A 21631-nucleotide genomic window follows, 5' to 3' on the forward strand; every position below is an offset into this window, starting at 1 on the left:
CTCGGAGCAGACGGCTTCGGCTTCTCCGACACCCGCCAAGCCGCCCGCCGCTACTTCAAAAACGACACCCACTCCATCATCGCCAAAACCCTCCAGTTGCTGGCGGCGAGGGGCGAGGTCGAGGAGGGCGCGCCGTCGTACGCTATTGACCGCTACAAGCTGCTCGACGTGAACGCCGGCACCACCGGCGGAGCAGGCGGAGACGCCTAACAACCCGCACCAACAAAAAGTTGGCGGCAGTGTTCGTGAAGAACACTGCCGCCAACTGTCATTTCAGCGTCGGACCGGAGAACCGCTCACGTGCCCAGGTTCCTCCGGTCGACCACAAAGCCTGTTGCCGCGTTTTCGCGGACTGCATTGATGCCGGCAACAACCGCCTTAAGGTTCGGAAACTGTGGCGACACTGCCACGACCGTTCCATCCTCCGCGGTGAGCCGGAACCGGAATGAGTTGGTTCCTGCCTTGAGAATTTCAAAACTGCCAGCCATTTTCCTCTGTTCTTTCACGCAACGTTGCGTCTCCGAGCTGACTTCATAACTCCCTCAACGACGATAACGGCCATCACCCATCATCAAAAGCCCTACTGATCGGTAATTTACAACCGATATCGGTAGATCTCTTCGAAAGCACCTGAGGAGCTAGAGACCGCATGCACCCCCGCGCGTATCGTGAGGATATGACTGACTCCGGCCTGGCCCCCACCACGGGCGTGCTGCTTGCTGCAGGAGCCGGCACGCGTTTGGGCCGGGGTCCCAAAGCGCTGCTCCCCTTCCGCGGCCGGACTTTGGTGGAAGTTCTCGCCGACACGCTGTTCGACGGCGGTTGCCGCGAGGTGGTTGTGGTGCTCGGCGCCGAAGCCGACCACGTACGGCGAAGCACCGATCTGGGCACCTACGCAGTGGTGGAAAACGAACACTGGGGCAAGGGCATGGCCGGCTCGTTCCGCGCCGGAATCGACGCCGCCGCCCCGGGCAACAGCATCATGGTTGCCTTGGTGGACCAGCCCGGATTGACCCCGACGGCGGTCAGCAGGCTGCTGGGCAGCCACCGCCCCGGCCGGGTCACCGCAGCGGCCTACCCTGATGAGTCGGGCCGCCTGAAGCGCAGGCACCCGGTGATTTTCGACGTCGGACTCCGCGCCGAAGCCGCTGCGGCGGCGCATGGCGACACGGGCGCACGATCGTTCCTCAAGGCGCATCCTGGCCTGGTGGACCTGGTGGACTGCAGCGATCTTTGCTCCGGCGAGGACTTGGACACCAAGGACCAGCTGCATCTTCTGGACGGGTAGCGGGCAGGTAGATTTGGGGCATGATCCGCATTGCAACCGACGATCCCGCACGCCCTGATGTCCACCAGCTCCTCAGCGAGCACTTGGCCGACATGTTCGCCACGTCCCCGGCCGATAGCGTGCACGCACTGGACCACTCGGCGTTGTCGCACGAGTCGATCACGTTCTGGACAGCCCGTGAGGATGGCGTGTTGCTGGGCTGCGGCGCGCTGAAGACACTGTCCGCCGGGCACGCGGAGATCAAGTCGATGCGCACCACGGCCAGTGCCCGCGGACGTGGCGTGGCTACCCTGATGCTTGAGCACATCGTGGCCGAGGCTGCTCGCCGGGGCTACGAGCGCGTCAGCCTGGAGACCGGCACGGAGGAGTACTTCGCTCCGGCCCGCAGGCTCTATGCCCGGCATGGCTTCACCGAGTGCCCGCCGTTCGGGGATTACACCCTGGATCCGCACAGCGTGTTCATGGAGCTCACCGTTTCATCCACGTAGGCAACAGCAAACGTCGCAATGAGGGCTCATCGCGACGTTTGCTGTTACCCGGTTGGGTCAGACGGGCGCAGTGGTGCGGTCGCGGAGGGCCAGATAGATCTTGTCCCGCGCGATGGGGAGCTCACCGAAGCGGATCCCGGTTGCATTGCGGATGGCGTTGGCCAGCGCGGGTGCCACCGGGTTGAACGGGCTCTCGCTCATGGACTTGGCGCCCAGCGGGCCAGTGGAGTCGTTGGTCGTGGCGAAGTACACCTCGCTCCGCGGCACGTCCGCGAACGACGGAATGTGGTACTGCCGCAGGATGTCCGTGGTGACGCGTCCGGCGTCGTCCACTTTCACTTCCTCGTACAGCACTGCGCCGAGAGCCTGCGCGATGCCGCCTTCAATCTGGCCGCGGCATTGCCGTGGATTCACCACCACACCCGCGTCGGCTGCCTGCACGCTTTGCAGGATCCGCAGCTCGCCCGTGCCCGTATTCACAGCCACCCGGAAGCCGTGGACGTTGAACGCCACGGAGCGCGGCGTGCCTCCCCAGTTGCCATCGGTGGCGAGGCGAACGCCCTGCAGCCGGGCGGCGTCGACGATTTCCTTCAGGGGCACAGTGCGGTCACCGCACTCAACGGCGCCGTCCACCAACCGGCAATCCGTCAACGCGGCTCCGGTCAGCGACGAGGCGACCGTCTGGATCCGCGTCGCCAATTCCAGCGCCGCGCCCAGTGTCGCCTTACCGGCCACCACGGTTCCGGCCGAACCAAAAGCCCCGGTGTCGTGCTCCAGGAGGTCGGTATCGGACTGGCGGACCGTCACCTTGGACGCCGACGTCGCCAGCGCAGTAGCGGCCAGCTGCGCATGGACGGTTGTGGTGCCGTTCCCGAATTCCGCTGTACCGACGTCGACGGCGAACCTTCCGTCCGCTTCCAGGCTCACCCGGGTGTGGGCGAAATGGCCGCGTGGCGGGACGGTGTCGATCATGGACAGGGCCGAGCCCTCCCCCACCACCCAGTCCGGTCCGAGGTCGTCCAGTCCGGCTGCGCGGTACCGTTCCTTGCCCCGGTCCAGGGCGTCCCGCACCAGAGCAACACACTGGTCCAGGCCGTAGCTTCCGTAGTGCACGTCTTCTTCCGGCTCCGGCGTGGTGGACAGCATGTGATCGCCGGGCCGGACCATGTTCTTGAGCCTGAACTCCAAAGGATCCATGCCAATCCCCACAGCCAGCTCGTCGATGGCTGACTCGATCGCGAAGATCATTTGGCTCAGCCCGTAGCCACGGAAAGCCCCTGCCGGGACGGTATTGGTATAAACGGCGTGGGCATCCACTTTCTTGTTCACACACTTGTAGACAGCCAACGATTCTCCGCAGCCATGGAACATCACGCCCGGCGCGTGGTTTCCGTAGGCACCGGTGTTGGTGAGGACGTCCAGCTGCAACGCAGTGAGGTAGCCGTCCCTGCTGGCGCCCGCCTTCACGTGGATGGTGAAGGGGTGGCGCGTGGTGGTGGCGGTGAACTGTTCGGTCCGGGTGAACTCCAGCTGGACGGGCCTGCGAAGAGCCAAAGCGGCCAGCGCCACCAGGTCCTCGGTGAGGACTTCCTGCTTGCCACCGAACCCACCGCCAACCCGGCCTGCCACCACCCGGATGGACTCCGGCGGCAGGTTGAACACGCGGCTCAGGGTCCGTTTCACCAGGAAAGGAACCTGGGTGGAGGAACGGATCACCAAGCGGTTGTCCTCATCCAGCCATGCAATGGACGCGTGGGTTTCCATGGCCACGTGCTGGACGCGTTGGGTTTGGTAGGTGTGCTCATGGATGAAATCTGCAGCCGCGAATCCGTCTGCAACGCTGCCCAGTTCGGCATGGACCTCTGCCACGACATTCTGGAGCGGACGGGAAATGCGGGAGAAGACGCTGTCCTTTTCGCCGTGGACTGCCGGGGCACCGGGAAGGATGGCTTCCTGCGGAGTGAACACCGGCTCCAGGAGCTCGTACTGGACGGCCAGTGCCCGTGCGCCGGCCTCCGCTGCCCCCACGGATTCGGCCACGACGGCGGCAACCCGCTGCCCGATGAACCGCACCACGTTGTCCAGGACCAGGGTGTCGTCGGGGTCGTCGGCGAAGTTCTCGTGCTGCGCCGTGGAGAACAGCAGCTGCGGAGCGTCCTCGTGGGTGAACACCGCGACGACGCCGGGAACAGCCAACGCCGGAGCCTTGTCGATGGACACGATACGGGCATGCGGATACGGAGACCGCAGAAGTTTCATGTGCAGCAGGCCGGGGAGCTGATCGGCCGGTACATCCAGCGTGTACCGGGCCGTTCCAGTGACCACGGCGTGGCCCGCGGGGGCGGGCACATCGTCGCCGAGCTGGCCTGGGGTGGCCTTCACAACAGTGGAGTCTCCCGTGCCGGGCGACTGTGCCCCCGAAACGTCAGCTCCGGCGTCGTGCTGATGCCCGTTGTCCCCCTGGGCGGCGCCGTGACCACAGACGGCGTCCGCGATGGAACGGTACCCCGTGCAACGGCACAGGTTTCCCTTGAGGTTCCGGGGCAGGTTGGCCCGTTGATCGTCGTCGAACGTTGCGGCGGTCATCATCATGCCGGCGGTGCAGAAACCGCACTGGAAACCTTGTGCCTCCAGGAACTGTTCCTGCACAGGGTGCAGGCCTTCTGCGGTGGCCAGCCCCTCGATGGTGGTGACTGCTTTCCCTTCCGCACGGACCGCCGGGTAGATACAGCTATGGACCGGGGTGCCATCGACGTGGACCGTGCAGGCACCGCAGTCGCCGCCGTCGCAGCCCTTCTTGACGCCGAAGTTGCCCTCTTCGCGGAGGAACGTGCGCAGGCACTGGCCGGGGCGGGGTGTGGCCTGCGAGGCAGTTCCGTTGATCTCAATTGCCATTCGGGGCCTCCTTCTGCTGGGTGGTGGGTAGTGCGGGCTGGGTGGACGGCTGGGGCGAAGTGTCGTGCGGCGGCCAGAAATCGCCGGAGACGGCCATCGACTCGCCCAAAAGCTCGGCCCGGATTTCCTCTGCCAGCTTGAAGGTCATGTCGCGGCGCCAGGCAGGGAGCCCGTGGATGTCGTCGTGGTAGAGCGGCCAGGGAATGGAATCGCCAACGGCGTCTGCCAGCGTCCCGGCGTCGGGAACCTGCCCGGCGGCGAACCTCAGCTGTACCGGCCTTTTGGTGGACGCGGTGACGGTGATGATCAGGCCCCCGTCGGAGTCCAGCCGCCCGATCAGCAAGACCCCGGAGCGGCCGAGGTTGCTCAGGGACAAACGGCGGAAGGCCACCCGTGCGGACAACGCCCCGGCGGGCAAGTGGATGCTGCGCAGCAACTCCCCCGGGGCCAGGATGGTCTGCATATCTCCGGTCACGACGTCGGCCACCGGCACGTTACGACTGGTGCCGTCCCGGCCGAGGATGGTGGCGACGCCGTCGAGCCCGGCGCAGAGCGAGGTCATGGGACCGGCCGGCAAGCCTGTGCAGATGTTGCCGCCCACCGTGGACATGTTCCAGATCTTGAATGAGGCCACAAAAGAGTCGCAACACGGGCGGATCAGCGCCAAGCCGGGCCATTCACGACTGGCTGCTTCGGCAGATCCCGGCAGCGCGTACAGCTCGGCCACGGTGCAGGTGGCTGCGAGCTCAATTCCTGCATCCGAGACAGTGATCGCGGGCCAACCGGCCTCGCCGAGGTCCAGCAGCCGCCTGAGGACGGTGCTTCCATAGGAGAAAAGGACCGTCCCACCGGCGAGCCAGGCATCGCCGTCGCGCCACTGCGCGGGGTCGGTGGTGGGCACCACGGCCTCAATGGTGTTCATGTCCATGGCTCCTCCTGAGTGAGGTGTTGAGGTGCTGCGTGAATCGGTGCTGGATGAATGGGGCCCGTGCTGTCTTTGAGGGAAGGGAAGCCAGGCGTGCCGGCCTTTCCGCCGCTTCCGCGCTCAGCGATGATCTCTGCTGTGATGGAGACAGCCACCTCGGCGGGCGTCACGGCCCCAAGGTCCAGGCCGATCGGGGAATGAAGGCGTGCGAGTGCCTCCGGAGTCGTACCGGCCTCAAGCAACGCATCAACCCGTTGGCGGTGGCTGCGACGGGAGCCCATCGCGCCGACGTAGGCCAGGTTGAAGCGGAGGGCGGTTTCCAGCAAGGGTACGTCGAACTTGGGGTCGTGCGTCAGGACGCACACCACGGTCCGGTTATCGATGCGGCGTGCTGCAGCTTCGGCTTCCACATACCGGTGCGGCCAGTCGGTGACAACCTGGTCTGCACCCGCGAAACGGCTTTGCTCCGTGAACGCGGGCCGGGCGTCGCAGAGGGTGACGTTGTAGCCGAGGAGTTGTCCGGCGGGGAGCAACGCTGCACCGAAGTCGTTGGCGCCAAAGATCAGCATCCGTGCGGCCGGCAATCGGCTCTCGACGAACAACGTGATGGGCTCCGGCTGCGTTTCTTCTTCCTGTTCCTCTGCGGCCCACCTGTCCGTGGTGACCCAGCCATCGATGCACCCCTCCGGCGGGGCAAGCCGGACCAGCCCGGCACGTCCGCCTTGGAGCAAGGGCTCCACCTGGGCGGCCGCTGCGAAGAGTGTGGAGGGATGGTCGCCCACCAGCTTGGCCAGTTCCTCCGATTCCATGGCGCGGAACCGCACCGGATCATGTACGACGACGGCACCTCCTATGGCATCGAGCCTGCGGATGAGTGCCACGGCCGTTGAGGACCCGGCGGCGTGTGCCGGGGAGGACTGGTCGCGGATGGATGAAAGTCCGGTAAAAAGGGAAAGTTCCTGGGATCCTGCTCCGAGCGGCTGGATGTGGACTTCCAGCTCTCCTCCACAGGTCAGCCCGACGGCGAAGGCGTCCTCGGAACTGAAGCCGAAGGACTCAAGGCGAGGGCCGCCGTCGCGCATTGCTTCCAGCGCCGCCTCCACGACGGCACCTTCAACGCAACCTCCGGACAAGCTGCCCAGGATTTCGCCGTGTTCGGAAACCATCATGGAGGTCCCCATGGGCCGCGGCACGGAGCCGCCGGTCCCCACGATCGTGGCCACGGCACACAGTTGGCCGGAGACCGCAGGCCGCCAGCTGCCCAGTGAAGGCATCAGATCCAGCATGGCAACACATCCTTATTCCAGGTGTCCCGGCCGGGTGCCCGGCCGGAGCAGTGCGCGATCTTGCCTCATATTCTCATTTCCAGAGGAGGTAGTCGCGGTTAATCAATAGAAGTGGGGTCCATAGGAACGGGGGCAAGGGCTTCATCTCCCTGCCCCCGTTCCCTGACGGAGCGTCGGCGCCCGTTCCTGGGTCACCAGGGCCGCCGCCCGCCGTCGTGCCTGTTCGAAAGGGACGACGACGGCGGACGCCTATTCGTGCGGTGGGTACCGACGGACCGTCGATCGGAGTGCCGGAGTGCCCGCCGGCGCGGGGTGTGGCTCCGGGTCAGACGCCCATCAGGGTGTTGATCGGGCCACGGGCGAAGTAGATGATGAACCCTGCCGTGACCACCCACATCAGCGGATGGACCTTCTTGGCCTTGCCCGACGCCGCGCTGATCACCGCGAAGGAGATGAAGCCGACGCCGATTCCGTTGGCGATGGAGTAGGTCAATGGCATGGTCACGATGGTCAGGAACGCCGGGAGCGCGATGGAGAACTTGGTGAACTTGATCTCGCGGATCTGCGCCATCATCATCGCGCCCACCACCACCAGTGCTGCCGCAGCAACTTCCAGCGGAACCACCGAAGTCAGGGGCGTGAAGAACATCGAGCCCAGGAACAACAGTCCGGTGACCACGGAAGCCAGGCCGGTGCGGGCGCCTTCGCCAATACCCGCTGCGGAGTCGATGTACACGGTGTTGGACGAACCGGACGTAGCGCCGCCCACCACTGCACCCATGCCTTCAACAATGAAGGCCGACTTCAGCTTGGGGAACGTACCGTCCTTGTGTGCCACGCCTGCGCTCTTGGCCAGGCCCGTCATGGTGCCCATGGCGTCGAAGAAGTTGGTGAACACCAAGGTGAAGACCAACATGGTCGCGGCCAGTCCACCGATCCGGGCGAACGAACCGAAGAGGTCGAACTGGCCCACCAGGCTGAGGTCCGGGACGGAAACCAACTGGCTGGAAAGGATGGGGACGTTGAGGTGCCAGCCGCCCGGGTTGTCCGCGGTGCCGGGACCGATGTGGAAGACAGCCTCGGCAACGGCGGCGAGGATGGTGGTGGCGACGATGCCGATGAGCAGGCCGCCCTGGATTTTGCGTGCCACGAGGATGCCCATGGTCAGCAGTCCAACAATGAAGACGAGGGTGGGGATGGAGGTGATGGAGCCGTTGTCACCGAGCTGAACCGGCGGGCCGCCCGTGGTGGCGCGGACAAAGCCGGAGTCAACGAAGCCGATGAAGGCGATGAACAGGCCGATGCCCACGGTGATGGCGGCCTTGAGTTCCTTGGGAACTGCCTTGAAGATCGCAGTCCGGGCACCCGTGGCACCGAAGAGCACGATCAGGATGCCGTTGATGACCACCAGGCCCATGGCTTCCGGCCACGTGACTTCCTGGATGACCGCGACGGCGAGGAACGAGTTGATGCCCAGGCCAGCTGCAAGGCCGAAGGGCAGGTTGGCGACGAGACCGAAAATGATGGTCATGACGCCGGCAGTCAGGCCCGTAACCGCCCCCACCTGCGCTGCCGAGAGCCAACCGCCCGCGACGTCGACAGGAGCGTTTTCGGCCGAGAAACCGCCCAGGATGAGCGGGTTCAGGATGACGATGTACGCCATGGTGAAGAAGGTGACCAGGCCGCCGCGGAATTCGCGGGCCAGCGTGGAACCACGCTTGGAGATCTGGAAGAACTTGTCCAGGAAGGAGTTCGACACCGGGGGCTTCTTGTTGCCATCTGCCAGGCCGGTTGCCGTGTGCTTTGCCGCTGTGGGCTCTGCGCTGTCTCCTTGGGGAAAGAGCGCAGCCTGCTTTTCAGCGGAATTATCCAGGATTGTCATGTCAGCCACCGGGCCCTAGTAGTCAATCCTGGAATCAAGCGTGTTCCAGGTGTTGAACGGCTGGAGGGCCGCCGGAGCCTGGGGGTCGCCCAGTTCCAGCTTGGCTACCGGCATCAGCGCGTCCCGGTTGTCGTTCTCGAAGTACTCGTAGAAGACGGCGTCGTCGAAGCCGACGGATGCGGCGTCGTGACGGTCTGCGGCAAAGAACACGCGGTCAACGCGTGCCCAGAGTGCGGAGGCCAGGCACATGGGGCATGGCTCGCAGCTGGTGTAAAGGGTTGCTCCGCTGAGATCGAAGGTTCCCAGTTCGCGGCAGGCGTTACGGATGGCCGTGACCTCTGCGTGTGCGGTGGGATCATTCGTGGCGGTAACGCGGTTGACGCCTTCAAAGGCTCGTCCATCCGCGGTAACAATGACGGCGCCGAAAGGGCCTCCACTGTTCAGGACATTGGCTGTTGCCAGCTCAATGGAGGTGGCCAGGAATTGCTCGGCCGTGACGGTTGTACTCATGTTGCGACTTCCTTAGTGCTGAGGAAGCCAGGTGACCTGTTTGGGGGCGCTACAGAGAAGAGCTCCAGTTAGCTTGGTTACCAGGCTTCAGCATGTGCGATGAAGGTTAAGTTGCGCCTGGTAGATAGCTTCCCGAGGTCCGGGTGCCCGCCTTTGGCAGTTAGAGCGTAGCACCAGGTTTGTGAGCCGCGCCATAGTTTTTTGAAAACTTAATTTCGTCATACGAAATTACTTACTGCGCGGCGACCCGCCCCGAATGTGACCGTCGCCGGGCCGCGGGCGTTGACTGCCGCCGTCGTGCATTCTACGCTTTTCGGACTGGGCCGCCTCTGGCGGGCCCGGCAACCTGGATCAGCAGACAGGGCCTAACTGAGCTGGAACGCGACCACGCCGACCAGACAAGGAACCCGTCATGACCCCCCTTTGGATCAAGAACCCCCTGGGCATCTTCACCGCGAACGACCTCGACGCCGGCGGCGGATTGGTTGTTCACGACGGGAAAATCACGGAGCTGGTGCCTTCGGGCGGGCAGCCTTCTTCTCCCGCAACCGTCTTTGACGCCTCCTCCCACGTGGTTCTCCCCGGGCTCGTCAACACGCACCACCACTTCTACCAAACCCTCACGCGCGCCTGGGGTCCCGTAGCCAACGCTCCCCTGTTCCCGTGGCTGCAGAATCTGTACCCGGTGTGGGCACGGCTGACGCCCCGGAGCCTTGAGCTTGCCGTCCAGGTTGCACTGGCCGAGCTGCTGCTGTCCGGCTGCACCACTGCCGCCGACCACCACTACCTCTTCCCCGACGGCATGGAAGACGCCATCGACATCGAGGTCGCCGCGGTACGTGCCATGGGGATGCGTGCCACGCTGACGCGCGGTTCCATGACCTTGGGAGAGGACGACGGCGGGCTGCCGCCCCGGACCACGGTCCAGTCACCTGAGGCGATCCTTGCGGACAGCGAACGGCTGATTCGCCAGTACCACGAGACCGGTGACGGGGCTGTTGTGCAGATCGCGCTTGCCCCGTGCTCGCCTTTCTCGGTGACCAAGGAAATCATGGCCGAATCTGCGGTCATGGCCGAACGGTACGACGTCCGGCTGCACACGCACCTTGCCGAAACCATCGACGAGGAAGACTTCTGCCGGTCCATGTTTGGCCTGCGGACCGTTGACTATTTGGAGTCTGTCGGCTGGTTGGGATCACGTACATGGCTTGGACACGGCATCCACTTCAACGACGAGGAGATCGCCAGGCTGGGAGCTGCGGGCACCGCCGTCGCGCACTGCCCCACGTCCAATATGCGGCTGGCCTCCGGGACCGCGCGCGTCCTGGAACTTGAGGCGGCGGGTGTTCCCGTGGGGCTGGGAGTGGATGGATCGGCGTCGAACGATGCCTCCAACATGATCCTCGAAGCCCGGCAGGCCCTGTATCTGCAGCGGCTCCGCTACGGCGCTTCCGTTCCCGTTGAGCGCGCCCTTGGGTGGGCCACACGCGGGTCTGCAGCGGTTTTGGGTCGGTCCGACATCGGCCAACTTGCTCCGGGGTTGCAGGCGGACTTGGCTTTGTTCAAACCCGATTCCTTGCGTTTCTCGGGCAGCCACGACCCCGTTGCCGCGTTGCTGCTCTGCGGAGCCGACCGCGCCGACCGCGTGATGGTGGGGGGTGCTTGGCGGGTAATTGACGGCGCGATTCCGGGGCTGGACGTGGCGGGGCTCATCGCTGAGCACTCGGCGGCGGCGCGGAAGTTGGTGGCGGGGTAGGTTTTTGTCGTTGCTTGCGCGAAATCGCCGGAACGCGTCCATTTCACAGGGAACGTTCCGGCGATTTCGCACTTTTGCGGCGATCTCGCTGCCGACCGCCTGTTGTGTTAGATCGTGACCTTGTAAATGTGGTGCGTGTACTCGTTCGCGAACGAGTCCGTGAACTTACCGTTCTGCACGGCGATGGTCCGGTTTTCGCCCACAACCTCCACCTGCGAGCCGGTGATTCCGGCCGGGAGCGTGAAGATCTTGGAACCTGTGCTGCCGTTCAAGCCGATGCCAGCGAAGAGATATGCGTTGCCATCCTTGGCTTTGAGCATTGTGTCCGTACCTGCGGCACCCGCGTCCCACACATAACTTTGCGTGTTGAGGACAGGCGCCAAGGACTGGATACCGGCGAGGGCGGCCTTGATCTTCGCCTTCCGGTCATCCGGTGCTTGGACAAGCGAATACGTCCCGAATCCTGCCTGGCCATTGTTGTTGTGCTGGAAAATGCTGATTCCGCGTGCCTCATGGATGATGCCGGACCACATGGCGCCTTCCATCTGTTCGGGCGTGATGGTGCGGTCGTTGGAGGCATTCAGGAACGGTTTGGCCGACTCAACGAAAATCCAGTTGGGATGGATGCCCGGTGGCGACTGGAAGCTTCGCATTTGGTCCAATTGCCAGCCATAGGCCGCCGAGGAGGCTGCCTCTGCGCCCTGCGGCCACGCCGGGGTCCGGTTCAACTCATCCTGAAGATCCGCCCGGGCGTACATGTAGTTGTCCACGGATGCCGCGTCCACAGCGGCCATGAAATCATCCATGAGCCCCGGAGCCCAATACGTACCCAGGATGCCCTTGGAATAGTTGGCGAAGGCGAACCTGCCGTCGTTGAACCCCCGGATCTGGGCCACCTTGTTCCTCATCTGCTGAAGGTTCTGCTCATACGTTGAACCGTTGCAGCCGAGGCCGAGCATGTCGCACTCGTCGTAAGTGTCCCAACCGACTACTCCGGCGTTGCTGCCCACTTCGGCACGGGACCACTCCGTGCCGGCGATGACCAGCATCCCCGTGTTGGTGATGGAAGCCATGGTGGAGCCGTCGTGTTCGGCGTTCTGGTACACATTCACGCCCATGTCCTTCAACTGGGCGGCGTGCTCAGGTTTGCCGTAGTAGACACTGACCGGGAACAGGTTGGGGTTGTTCAGCTTCGCCGCACCCGGGAATTTCGCCCAGTACGCAGGCCCTCCGTCCCAAGGAACCCGGGCCAGGTTGGCGAGGGTCCCAGTGGTTGGAGACGGGGTCGGGGTTGGGGTCGGGGTGGCCGTGGTGGCCGTCGGCGAAGGCGTCGGGGTCGGGCTTGCAGTGGTGGCCGTCGGCGAAGGCGTCGGGGTCGGGCTTGCAGTGGTGGCCGTCGGCGAAGGCGTCGGGGTCGGGCTTTCGCTCGTGGCGGTCGGCGAAGGCGTCGGGCCTTCGCTCGTCTCCGTCGGCGAAGGCGCCGGGCTTACGGTAGTCGGACTCGGCGATGCTTCCGTGGCGGTTGTTGTCGGTGTCGGTGTCGGCGTCGTGCACCCTGCCAGGGCCAACGCGATCACCGCCCCAAGCATTGAGACCTTGAGTTTCATGACATGTGTTCCTTTGGGGTAGCAGTCACAAACAGGCTGCTGCGTTGCCGGAATCCCCACACCCGGCTCTCGTTGTCACCTGCCGAGGCAGGGATTTTCGGCCGGGGAACGTGACCCGGCACTGCTCGATGACGAGCATCAGCTATTACTCGACATGCTGCGGTGCGACGCGTGCGGACGTTAGGCCCGGCGCCATCGAGCGAGCAAACGCAACCCCACAGTCAGGGTCGCCACGGCCTCCAAGACCCACGAGGGTGGCCGTCAGCCCAGCTTACGCGAGACCCTAAGCACCCTGCCGATTGTTACGCAGGTCACATTCCGCCGTTTCGATGCTTCGCTGCGAACCATGCCGTTCGATCGGCACAGCTCGCAGCGAGCCATCGAATCGGGCATTTCCACATAGGGCAGCATGCTCCTGTTCGTGTCACCACTTTCCTCCAAGGCTTGTTCCATGGCGAACACCAACGAAAAGAGTCTCCCCCGATGATGGATTTGTGGCGGACCAACGAGCTCCATGAACTGGGGTTCAACGACAGAAGGATTGCCGCCCTGGTGCGTATCGGCGATCTGGTACGGCTACGCCGGGGTTGCTACATCCGAGGCAGTACGTGGGCCGTTCAAAAACCCTGGGTGCGCAGCCGGCAACTGATTGCTGCGCACGCTCACGGAACGCTGACGACGTCGACCGGCGGCTTGGTCTACAGCCACACCTCGGCAGCGCGCCTGCACGGATTGTTTCTCTGGGACGTGGATGACCACGTGCACATCACCACCGGTTCAACAGCATCGCGCTCGTCCCATGGCCACGATGTTGTGGCGCATACTGGTGCACTTGAAACCACCGAAACGATGGTTATCGACGGCATGCCTTGCACATCCCTGGAACGAACCGTTGCTGACTGCTGTCTCTTGCTGAGCTACAAGCAATCATTGGTGTTGATGGACCACGCCCTTCGCAAAGGCGCCGACGCCTCAAAGCTGCAACGGGTGTGCGAGTCGTTGGCCGGGCGCAACGGAGTCGTCGCCCTACGCCGGGCATTGGAGAATGCGGACGCGCGCTCCGAGTCACCAGGCGAAACCCTGACCCGCGAACTGCTCCACCGGTTACGGATCGATCTTCCCGAACTGCAAGTGGAGGTGTCATCCTCTGAGGGTCGTCATCGTCTGGACTTTGCTTGGCGGAACAAGAAGGTTGCCTTGGAGTTCGACGGGAAGGTGAAGTACTTCGACTACGCGCCCACCGCCGAGGTCATCTACAAGGAACGCCAGCGCGAAAAGGCCCTCATGGCACAGGGCTGGAAGTTCGTTCGAATCAGATGGCAGCACTTGTTTCGGGAGCAGGAGTTCAAGACAACGGTGCTTGGAGTTTTACGCAACACCAGTTAGGTCGTACCGTGCCCCCCCCCATTTCGGGGGTTTGCTGCGCAAGACGCCGATCGCACGGCACGATGCGCAGCGAAGCATCGAAACGGGCCATCCGCACGCCCGGAAGCAGGCCGCGGCAGGCGGCAGCACAGGAAAAGGCGGGCGATACCTCCCCAGGTATCGCCCGCCTCGTTGGCTCTGTTGCGCAGAGTCCGCGCCCCTTCCGAGTAGGGCCCACGGCGGCAGGGTTCCCTGTCCGAGCTTGCGAGGAAAGGGGGCCGCCGGGGATCTAGGGGCGCTGCCGGCCGAACACCGGGAGTGCGCGCAACCAGCGGGAGAACCCGCCGGCTTTACGGTCACAGTCGGCCGGAATGTAGAAGTCCGGATCTGTTGCACCGAAGGGCAGGTACAGTTCCTGACCCGGTGCAGGGAATTCCACGACGTTGTTCGTATCCTTCGAGTCCATCTGTTCCTCCTCTTTCCAGTGCATACAGTTTCCGCTCTTCGGAAATCTTTTATTGTTATGTGGAAAGTGTAGGCAGCTGTGAAACGAGCCGTCAAGACCCCGTCCGGAGCCAAGTGAGTTGCCCCGGTCACATTTGGGTGGTTCATAACGATCCTTGGGAACCCGTATACACAGGCCGAAATCATGCGCTACTCTCGAATCAGTTCGTGGCGTAGGTCACGTAACCTGAGAGCAGCAGGCAGGGTCGTAATGAGCTGGCATCAATGGATGTCGGCTCTTTTTTGTTGGGTCGACTCCACCAGAAACGCGGTGGAAACACGCGCTTAATTTCATTGATGGAACCTAGGTTCCACCTCACAGAAGTTGGGATATGACCATGAGCAACAACATCGTCCTCGGCGAAAACCAGTACGGCAAAGCAGAAGTCCGCGTCGTCAAGGTCACTCGGGATACGGACCGCCACCACATCGAAGACCTGAACGTCACCTCGCAGCTGCGCGGCGATTTCCAGGCAGCCCACCTCGAAGGCGACAACGGCCACGTCGTAGCCACCGACACCCAGAAGAACACGGTCTACGCATTCGCCCGTGAAGGCATCGGCTCCCCCGAGTCCTTCCTCCTGCGCTTGGCAGACCACTTCACCGGCGGCTTCGACTGGGTCACCGGCGGCCGCTGGGAAGCCGAAGCCTACAGCTGGGACCGTATCCAGGCCCACGGTGAGGGACACGACCACAGCTTCGTCCGCAACGGACAAGAGGTGCGTACCGCCGTCGTCGTCCGCGATGGCGCCACCACGCACTTGATTTCCGGCCTCAAGGACCTGACCGTCCTCAAGACCACGCAGTCCGGTTTTGTCGGCTACCCGCGCGACAAGTACACCACCCTCCCGGAGACCACCGACCGCATCCTGGCCACCGATGTATCCGCCCGTTGGCGCTACAACACCAACCTGGACTTCGCCGGTACGGACTTCAACAAGAGCTACGAGGACATCAAGGCCCTCCTGCTGGAAGGCTTCACCGAAAACTACTCCCACGCCCTGCAGCAGACGCTGTTCGACATGGGCAAGAAGGTCCTCGAAGCACACAGCGAAGTGGATGAAATCAAGTTCTCCATGCCCAACAAGCACCACTTCCTGGTTGACCTGAGCCCGTTCGGCCTGGACAACCCCAACGAGGTCTTCTTCGCCGCGGATCGCCCGTACGGCCTCATCGAAGCAACCGTCCAGCGCGAGAACATCGAAGCTGCACCGGTTGCCTGGAGCGGCATCGCCGGCTTCTGCTAAACCGCACTAAACCGCACCACCCGAGGGTTTGTGTGCAGGTCCCGCCACTTGCGCCCCGCAAAGGATCTGCACACAAACCCAACCCCAAAACCCAGAGATTTTGTTAGCCAGACACAGTTAGCCAGACGAAGACGTCTGCCATGAACCCAGGAAGTCTGCCATGAACATCAAGAAGAAGTCCCGCCCTGCGAATACCGCCTCGGCACAGAAACATCAGTCGGAACGCCCCGAAGACAAGCGCCTCTCCCTTGGAAGCACTTTCGCTTACGGCTTCCAGCACGTCCTCACCATGTACGGCGGAATCATTGCCCCGCCGCTGATCATCGGTGCGGCCGCCGGCATGTCCTCGCAGGACATCGGCCTCCTCATCGCCGCTTGTTTGTTCGTTGGCGGCCTGGCCACCATCCTGCAGACGGTCGGCATTCCGTTCTTCGGCTCGCAGTTGCCGCTGGTCCAGGGCGTCTCCTTCGCAGGCGTTTCCACCATGGTGGCCATCGTCCAAGGCGGCGGCGGAATCCAAGCGGTGTTCGGCTCAGTCATTGTGGCATCGCTGATTGGCCTGGCGATCACCCCCCTGTTCTCCAAAATCATCAAGTTCTTCCCGCCGGTTGTCACCGGCACGGTGATCACCACCATCGGCCTGACGCTCATGCCGGTTGCAGCAAACTGGGCCATGGGCGGCAACGCCAAGGCAGACAACTACGGCAGCATGGCCAACATCGGCCTCGCAGCAGCAACCATGGGCGTCGTTCTCCTCCTGAGCAAGGTCGGCAATGCCGCCATTTCCCGGCTCTCGATCCTGCTGGCCATGGTCATCGGCACCATCATTGCGTTGGTGGCCGGCATGGCTGACTTCTCCAAGGTTGGCCAGGGCGACATCGTTGCTTTCCCCACACCCTTTGCCTTCGGCGCTCCGACCTTTGAAATCGCCGCGATCATCTCCATGTTGATCGTCATCCTGGTGACCCTGACCGAGACCTCGGCAGACATCATCGCTGTCGGCGAGATCGTGGACACCAAGGTGGACTCCCGCCGCATCGGCGACGGCCTCCGCGCAGACATGCTCTCCAGCGCCATCTCCCCGCTGTTCAACTCCTTCACGCAGAGCGCCTTCGCCCAGAATGTGGGCCTCGTGGCCATTACGGGCATCAAGAGCCGCTTCGTCGTCAGCGCCGGCGGCCTCATCCTGGTGATCCTCGGCCTCCTGCCGGTCCTGGGCCGGGTTGTCGCAGCGGTCCCGACGCCTGTCCTGGGCGGCGCCGGCGTCGTGCTGTTCGGTACGGTCGCGGCCAGCGGTATCCGCACCCTGGCCAAGGTCGAGTACAAGAACAACATGAACCTGATCATCGTGGCGGCGTCGATCGGCTTCGGCATGATCCCGATCGCAGCCCCGAAGTTCTACGACCAGTTCCCCTCCTGGTTCGCCACGATCTTCCACTCCGGCATCAGCTCGGCAGCCGTCATGGCCATCCTGCTGAACATCCTGTTCAACCACTTCAAGGCCGGCAACTCGGACAACCAGTCGGTGTTCGTCGCGGGAACCGACCGGATCGTCAGCGAAGAGGACATCAAGTGCCTCAGCGAAGGCGACCGCTTCGAGAACGGCAAGCTGATCGACGCCGACGGCAAGGAAGTCCCGCTCAAGACGTCCAGCGCTTCTGAGCACTAACTCCCGCCGGCGAACGAACAGGCGGCAGTGTTTTCCTTGGGGGACACTGCCGCCTTTTGTCGCCCGGGTGGAATGTACGACGACGGCACTCGCCTTTTGCGGCTCGGTCACCTGGCCGCTCAAAGACCGCGCCGAAACGACAAAAGATGGCAATATTCCTGGGGAACATTGCCATCTTTTGCCACCTCGCGCACTGGAAGCGCGGGTGGGAAGTTAGTTCTGGTTGAGCTCCGCGGAGATCGCCATCGCAGCCTCACGCAACATGGGCACGGCGCGGTCGGCGAAGCTCTGGTCCACGCGGGTGATTGGGCCGGAGACGGAGATCGCGGTGGGGGTGGGTGCGTTGGGCACGGCCATGGCGAAGCAGCGCACGCCAAGCTCCTGCTCTTCCTCGTCAATGGAATAGCCACGTTCGCGGATCAGCTTGAGGTCCGCAAGCAGGGAGTCGATGTCGCCGATGCTCTTGGCCGTAGGCGTGGGCATGCCGGTGCGGGCCACGATTCCGCGGACTACTTCGTCGTCCAGCTGGGCGAGGATGGCTTTGCCCACCCCGGTATCGTGCGTGTGGGCGCGGCGGCCCACTTCGGTGAACATGCGCATGGAGTGCATGGACGGCACCTGGGCCACGTAAATGACCATGTCGGAATCGAGGACGGCCATGTTGGAGGTCTCGCCGAGGCGTTCCACCAAGGTCTTCAACTGCGGACGGGCTACGGCACCGAGCTGCTTGCTGGCACCTTCACCAAGCCGGATAAGGCGGGGGCCCAGGGCGTAGCGGCGGTTGGGCAGCTGGCGGATGTAGCCCAGCGATACCAAGGTCCTCAAAAGCCGATGGATGGTGGGCAAGGGCAGGTCGGTGGACGACGAAAGCTCACTCAGGGTGACGTCGCCGCCTGCGTCCGTGATCAGTTCCAGCAGTTCAAAGACGCGCTCAACGGACTGCACGCCTCCGGAGGCTTTTTCAGCCATTCCCTTGTCTCCAATGACTCAGATTCCGACAACTCTTATCCGCATCGTGAAAAGAATTGCTTAGAACACCCAACATACAGCACAGCGCGTACCTGCGCGACGACACCGAACATGACCAAGCAGGGGGTTGTGTTTCCACTTTGTAGATAATAATATCCATAATACGAAAACATTCAGTTTGGAACGGCGGCCCGGGAACGGGCCTAACAGGAGGAATTTCAATGGCGAATCCGAGCCCCGGAAACTCGATCACCCTGCGCGTCGCCGCACCGTCGAGCTTCACCGCTACCAGCGAGCTGGCAGCAGCCGTCGGCGCAGCCGGTGCAGCAATCACCGCGCTGGACGTCACGGAATCCCACCACGAGACGATCGTTGTTGACGTCACCTGCAACACCACCGACGACGACCACGCAGCCCGCGTCAAAGACGCCCTGAATGCCCTCGACGGCGTCACCGTCCAGCACGTCTCGGACCGCACCTTCCTCATGCACCTCGGCGGCAAGCTCGAGGTCGTCCCCAAAGTAGCCCTGCGCAACCGCGACGATCTTTCACGCGCCTACACTCCCGGCGTCGCCCGTGTTTGCCTGGCGATCGCAGAAGACCCGGCAGCTGCCCGCAATCTGACGGTCAAGCGCAACACCATCGCCGTCCTGACCGACGGCTCGGCTGTCCTGGGCTTGGGCAACATCGGTCCCGCCGCCGCGCTGCCCGTCATGGAAGGCAAAGCTGCGCTGTTCAAGCAGTTCGCCAATGTTGACGCCTGGCCGGTCTGCCTGGACACCCAGGACACCGAAGAGATCATCATGATCGCCAAGGCCATGGCCCCGGTCTACGGTGGCATCAACCTCGAAGACATCGCAGCACCGCGCTGCTTCGAGATCGAGAACCGCCTCCGCGAGGAACTCGACATTCCGGTGTTCCACGATGACCAGCACGGTACGGCAATCGTCACGCTCGCTGCCCTGGTCAACGCCCTCCGCGTGGTGGACAAGAAGCTTTCCGAGGTCAAGATCGTGGTTTCGGGCGTTGGCGCTGCCGGCTCGGCCATCATCCAGCTCCTCAAGGCCCAGGGCGCTCAGCACATCATCGCTGCCGGCCGCTCCGGCGCCATCCACTCGGGCGAGAAGTACGACGACGAGCACCGCAGCTGGATCGCCGCGAACACCAACGAAGAAGGGTTCTCCGGCACCTTGCACGATGCTCTCAAGGGTGCGGACGTCTTCATCGGCGTCAGTGCCCCGCACGTGATCGGCGAAGAGCAGGTGGCTTCCATGGCCGAGGACGCAATCGTGTTCGCCATGGCCAACCCCACGCCGGAAATCGATCCGGTGATCGCGTCGAAGCACGCAGCCGTGGTTGCTACCGGCCGCAGCGACTTCCCGAACCAGATCAACAACGTGCTGGCCTTCCCCGGCTTCTTCCGCGGCCTGTTGGACGCCGGTGCATCGGACATCACGCCGAACATGCTGGTGGCCGCAGCCGAGGCCATTGCCAACCGGGTAGCTGACGATGAGCTGAACGCGAGTTACATTATCCCCAGCGTCTTCGATCCCCATGTTGCCGCCGATGTGGCCAGTGCCGTAGCAGCAGCTGCGCATGCCAACGCCGCCAGCGCACTCTAGAAAAAAGGAATCCGCTCACATGGCTATCACAGTCACCGATCCCCGGCCGATCGATCGCGCCGAGGAAATCCTCACCCCCAAGGCACTGGCCTTCGTCGAGGAACTGCACAAGCGCTTCGCCGGCACCCGCAACGACCTCCTTGAAGCCCGCAAGGTCAAGCGCCAGAAGGTTGCCGACACGTCCCGCCTGGACTTCCTTCCGGAGACCCAGGACATCCGCGACGGCGACTGGAAGGTTGCCGAGGCGCCGGCAGCCTTGCAGGACCGCCGCGTTGAGATGACGGGTCCGGCTACTCCGGCCAAAATGGCCATCAACGCCCTGAACTCCGGCGCCAAGGTGTGGCTCGCGGACCTCGAAGATGCCAGCACGCCCACGTGGTCCAACGTGATCGACGCCATCCTCAACCTTCGCGACGCCGCCCAGGGAACCCTGAGCTACACCTCGCCGGAAGGCAAGGAATACCGACTTCGCACGGACGCTCCCCTGGCTGTCGTTGTCGCCCGCCCCCGCGGCTGGCACATGGAGGAACGGCACCTGCTGATCGACGGCGAACCCGCCGTGGGTGCGCTGGTGGACTTCGGCCTGCACTTCTTCCACATCGCCAAGCAGCTGCTCCTCAACGGCCACGGCCCGTACTACTACCTGCCCAAGATGGAGAGCCACCTGGAGGCACGCCTCTGGAACGACGTCTTCGTCTTCGCCCAGGATTTCCTTGGCATCCCGCAGGGCAGCGTCCGGGCCACCGTGCTCATCGAGACCATCCCGGCAGCGTTCGAGATGGACGAGATCCTCTACGAACTGCGCGACCACGCCTCGGGCCTGAACGCCGGCCGCTGGGACTACCTCTTCAGCATCATCAAGTACTTCCGTGATGCCGGCGAAGAGTTCGTCCTCCCGGACCGCGCCACCGTAGCCATGACGGCACCGTTCATGCGCGCCTACACCGAACTCCTGGTCAAGACCTGCCACAAGCGCGGCGCCTTCGCCATGGGTGGCATGGCCGCCGTCATCCCCAATCGCAAGCAGCCCGACGTCACCGCCGCGGCCTTCGACAAGGTCCGCGCCGACAAGACCCGCGAGGCAAACGATGGCTTCGACGGCTCCTGGGTTGCCCACCCGGACCTGGTTCCCACGTGCCGCGAGGTGTTCGATTCCGTGCTGGGCGACCGTCCCAACCAGCTGGACAAGCAGCGGCCCGAGGTGAACGTGACGGCCGAGCAGCTGATCGACGTCGCCTCCGCCGAAGGCCACGTCACCGAGGCAGGCCTCCGGCTGAACCTGTACGTTGCCGTCGCCTACACCGGCGTCTGGATCTCCGGCAGCGGCGCAGTTGCCATCCACAACCTCATGGAAGATGCCGCAACGGCGGAAATCTCCCGCTCGCAGGTATGGCAGCAGATCCGCAACAAGTCCGTCCTCGCTGACACGGGCAACACCGTGACCCGCGAGCTCGTCACCCGCATCCTGGGCGAAGAAACCGAGCGCCTGCGCATCGAGTTCGGCGACGAGAACTTCACCAAGTATTACGAGCCGGCGTCCAAGCTGATTGAGGATATCTGTCTGTCCGACGATTACACAGACTTCCTCACCACTCCCGCCTACGAACTGGTGGGCTGA

19 protein-coding genes are annotated in these 21631 nt (G+C 63.6%); 9 read left to right on the plus strand and 10 right to left on the minus strand.

What is annotated here, in order from left to right:
• The coding region (locus tag QF015_RS11060; protein ID WP_310210122.1) for a hypothetical protein at positions 1-210 on the plus strand (210 nt) is incomplete at its 5' end.
• An 86-nt stretch (positions 211-296) separates the two neighbouring features.
• Here the strand turns inward: QF015_RS11060 and QF015_RS11065 are convergent.
• Positions 297-488 carry a YegP family protein gene (locus tag QF015_RS11065; RefSeq protein ID WP_044569301.1) on the minus strand — a complete coding sequence of 64 codons (192 nt, stop codon included), beginning with the start codon at positions 486-488 and terminating at the stop codon, positions 297-299.
• Positions 489-649: 161 nt separating this feature from the next.
• On the opposite strand from QF015_RS11065, the gene nboR reads away from it, so the two are divergent.
• Together nboR and QF015_RS11075 are read left to right on the plus strand one after the other, a co-directional pair.
• Positions 650-1288: a nicotine blue oxidoreductase gene (gene nboR / locus QF015_RS11070; RefSeq protein ID WP_429389007.1), complete on the plus strand. Its 639-nt coding sequence runs from the start codon at positions 650-652 to the stop codon at positions 1286-1288.
• 20 nt (positions 1289-1308) lie between these two features.
• Positions 1309-1776 (plus strand): GNAT family N-acetyltransferase, encoded by a 468-nt coding sequence (locus tag QF015_RS11075; RefSeq protein ID WP_429389009.1) that lies wholly within the window; start codon positions 1309-1311, stop codon positions 1774-1776.
• A 57-nt stretch (positions 1777-1833) separates the two neighbouring features.
• Here QF015_RS11075 and QF015_RS11080 read toward each other — a convergent pair whose 3' ends face one another.
• The 5 genes from QF015_RS11080 to QF015_RS11100 form a co-directional block, all read right to left on the minus strand.
• Positions 1834-4671 (minus strand): molybdopterin-dependent oxidoreductase, encoded by a 2838-nt coding sequence (locus QF015_RS11080; RefSeq protein WP_429389011.1) that lies wholly within the window; start codon positions 4669-4671, stop codon positions 1834-1836.
• Positions 4661-5599 (minus strand): FAD binding domain-containing protein, encoded by a 939-nt coding sequence (locus QF015_RS11085; RefSeq protein WP_429389013.1) that lies wholly within the window; start codon positions 5597-5599, stop codon positions 4661-4663. Before QF015_RS11085 ends, QF015_RS11080 begins: the two co-directional genes overlap by 11 nt.
• On the minus strand, positions 5590-6882 hold the full coding sequence (locus QF015_RS11090) for an XdhC family protein (RefSeq protein ID WP_429389015.1): 1293 nt from the start codon (positions 6880-6882) through the stop codon (positions 5590-5592). The genes QF015_RS11085 and QF015_RS11090 overlap by 10 nt, the downstream gene beginning before the upstream one ends.
• Positions 6883-7207: 325 nt before the next feature.
• Positions 7208-8764, minus strand: coding sequence for an NCS2 family permease (locus QF015_RS11095; protein WP_310210139.1), 1557 nt, complete (start codon positions 8762-8764; stop codon positions 7208-7210).
• Positions 8765-8779: 15 nt separating this feature from the next.
• Positions 8780-9274 carry a nucleoside deaminase gene (locus QF015_RS11100; protein ID WP_017200639.1) on the minus strand — a complete coding sequence of 165 codons (495 nt, stop codon included), beginning with the start codon at positions 9272-9274 and terminating at the stop codon, positions 8780-8782.
• Positions 9275-9686: 412 nt separating this feature from the next.
• Between QF015_RS11100 and QF015_RS11105 the strand changes: the two genes are divergently transcribed.
• The gene (locus tag QF015_RS11105; RefSeq protein ID WP_429389017.1) at positions 9687-11030 is read left to right on the plus strand and encodes an 8-oxoguanine deaminase; all 1344 of its coding nucleotides are present in this window, start codon (positions 9687-9689) and stop codon (positions 11028-11030) included.
• A 107-nt stretch (positions 11031-11137) separates the two neighbouring features.
• On the opposite strand, the gene QF015_RS11110 is transcribed toward QF015_RS11105, so the two are convergent.
• Positions 11138-12148, minus strand: coding sequence for a hypothetical protein (locus QF015_RS11110; RefSeq protein WP_429389020.1), 1011 nt, complete (start codon positions 12146-12148; stop codon positions 11138-11140).
• Positions 12149-12170: 22 nt separating this feature from the next.
• Positions 12171-12584: a hypothetical protein gene (locus QF015_RS11115; protein ID WP_429389022.1), complete on the minus strand. Its 414-nt coding sequence runs from the start codon at positions 12582-12584 to the stop codon at positions 12171-12173.
• A 536-nt stretch (positions 12585-13120) separates the two neighbouring features.
• Between QF015_RS11115 and QF015_RS11120 the strand changes: the two genes are divergently transcribed.
• Entirely contained in the window at positions 13121-14023 is a 903-nt protein-coding gene (locus QF015_RS11120; protein WP_429389024.1) for a type IV toxin-antitoxin system AbiEi family antitoxin domain-containing protein, read from the plus strand.
• A 268-nt stretch (positions 14024-14291) separates the two neighbouring features.
• Here QF015_RS11120 and QF015_RS11125 read toward each other — a convergent pair whose 3' ends face one another.
• On the minus strand, positions 14292-14468 hold the full coding sequence (locus tag QF015_RS11125; RefSeq protein ID WP_014922716.1) for a hypothetical protein: 177 nt from the start codon (positions 14466-14468) through the stop codon (positions 14292-14294).
• A 370-nt stretch (positions 14469-14838) separates the two neighbouring features.
• On the opposite strand from QF015_RS11125, the gene pucL reads away from it, so the two are divergent.
• Entirely contained in the window at positions 14839-15753 is a 915-nt protein-coding gene (pucL, locus tag QF015_RS11130; RefSeq protein ID WP_011776023.1) for a factor-independent urate hydroxylase, read from the plus strand.
• Between the two features lie 160 nt (positions 15754-15913).
• On the plus strand, positions 15914-17422 hold the full coding sequence (locus QF015_RS11135; RefSeq protein WP_310210154.1) for a nucleobase:cation symporter-2 family protein: 1509 nt from the start codon (positions 15914-15916) through the stop codon (positions 17420-17422).
• Between the two features lie 213 nt (positions 17423-17635).
• Here QF015_RS11135 and QF015_RS11140 read toward each other — a convergent pair whose 3' ends face one another.
• Positions 17636-18391: an IclR family transcriptional regulator gene (locus QF015_RS11140; protein WP_011776026.1), complete on the minus strand. Its 756-nt coding sequence runs from the start codon at positions 18389-18391 to the stop codon at positions 17636-17638.
• A 221-nt stretch (positions 18392-18612) separates the two neighbouring features.
• On the opposite strand from QF015_RS11140, the gene QF015_RS11145 reads away from it, so the two are divergent.
• Positions 18613-20013 carry an NAD-dependent malic enzyme gene (locus tag QF015_RS11145; protein WP_429389026.1) on the plus strand — a complete coding sequence of 467 codons (1401 nt, stop codon included), beginning with the start codon at positions 18613-18615 and terminating at the stop codon, positions 20011-20013.
• A gap of 19 nt (positions 20014-20032) precedes the next feature.
• Positions 20033-21631, plus strand: a complete 1599-nt coding sequence (aceB, locus tag QF015_RS11150; protein WP_429389028.1) for a malate synthase A — start codon at positions 20033-20035, stop codon at positions 21629-21631.

Source organism: Paenarthrobacter sp. TE4293, assembly GCF_050435325.1.
Classification (GTDB): Bacteria; Actinomycetota; Actinomycetes; order Actinomycetales; family Micrococcaceae; genus Arthrobacter; species Arthrobacter nitroguajacolicus_C.